This is a genomic window from Caballeronia sordidicola (genome assembly GCF_000729995.1).
GTDB lineage: Bacteria > Pseudomonadota > Gammaproteobacteria > Burkholderiales > Burkholderiaceae > Caballeronia > Caballeronia sordidicola_A.
In genome coordinates this window covers 1-1268 of the sequence record NZ_JNFG01000134.1, presented here as the reverse complement: position 1 = coordinate 1268, position 1268 = coordinate 1, and the positions used below count along the sequence as shown (strand labels likewise).

At 56.7% G+C, this 1268-nt stretch carries 1 protein-coding gene; it reads right to left on the bottom strand.

Features of this window, described 5'->3' with window-relative positions:
• Window positions 1-1197, bottom strand: a 1197-nt coding sequence (locus FH08_RS0134060; protein WP_063771253.1) for an acyltransferase family protein, incomplete at its 3' end; no start/stop codon positions are given.
• Between the last annotated feature and the right edge of the window lie 71 nt (window positions 1198-1268).

The following is a 1268-nucleotide window of genomic DNA, read 5'->3' as shown; positions in this document are numbered from 1 at the left end:
CTGCGTCGCCTGACCGTGCTCAGACTCAGGCAAGAGATTTTCTATGCGGCTCGCGGCCACCCTGGGCCGTTTTTCTTGTGCCGCTTCGCCGGCCTGAACGGCGTCCGCCGCTTTCGCTCGACGAGTCGACGTGAGCGCATGCGCGAACCAGATGCACGGCGCTTCAACTGCGCTGAAGCTCAGCCACGATATGCCGACCGCTAACACCGCTGCGGGAATCATATACAGGGCGAGCGGGGCACCTGTCCAGCCTTCCCGCCCGCACAACCAGAAGATCACGTAAAGCGGTATGCCGTGCAGCAGGTACATCGAATAGCTGATTTTGCCCAGCCACGCGAAAAGCCGCAGATGGATCTTCCAGACGGTCGCCAGTACGCTGAAGATCGACAATCCGGCCAAGTAGCTGACCGACTCGATCATGTGCAAAACATCATGCTGTTTGAACCCGACTGCGCCGATCAATAGTGCAACGCAGACTACGACCCCGGTTACGCCCAGGAACGCACGCTTGTAGGAGCAGTCTGCGCGCAGCGCCCGCACGCCTGACAATCCAAGCACCACGCGATCCTTCGGGTGATCGTATGCTTTGCGGAAGCAAGCACCCCAGAACATGATTGAAAGATGGAAGAGCATGCCCTTGTACTGACCCAAGGCATTGGCGGGAATAATATGAAGCGCGGAAGTAGCGACGAAAGCTGCGCTCAATGCAACGCAAACGGCGCACAGGACGCGCATCTGCTGGACTCCACCTAGCCAGAATAATCCGAGGCACAGTACATAAAATACCAGTTCGGTTTCCAGCGTCCAGTAGTGGCCCATCATTTCGGTATAGCCTAGCGCATCCGGGAGCATGGTCGCGTTCGCTAGCCATCCTGCAACGTCCATATGCATACCGAAAAGCATCCAGTATGCAAAGAAGCCAAGCGGTATCGATAACCAGTACGTCGGATAGAGGCGCAGGAACCGTCGAATGAGGAATTGGCGCGTGCCCACGCCAATGGAGCCGTTCAAGCTGTTTGGTATGAGCAATCCGCTCAGCGCGAAAAACACCACAACGCCGATGCGTCCGAAGTTGCCATAGTGCTGCGCCGTGTTCAACCATTGTCCGGAACCGGCAATCGGACCGAACTTCTCAGCGTAATGGGCCCACATGACAAACAGGACTGCCACGGCGCGAATCGCATCGATATGAGACATTCGATGGGGCATTACTCCGGCTGTCGTCTTCAACGATGTTCCCCTTGGAATAAAAGAACGTTCACCCGGAT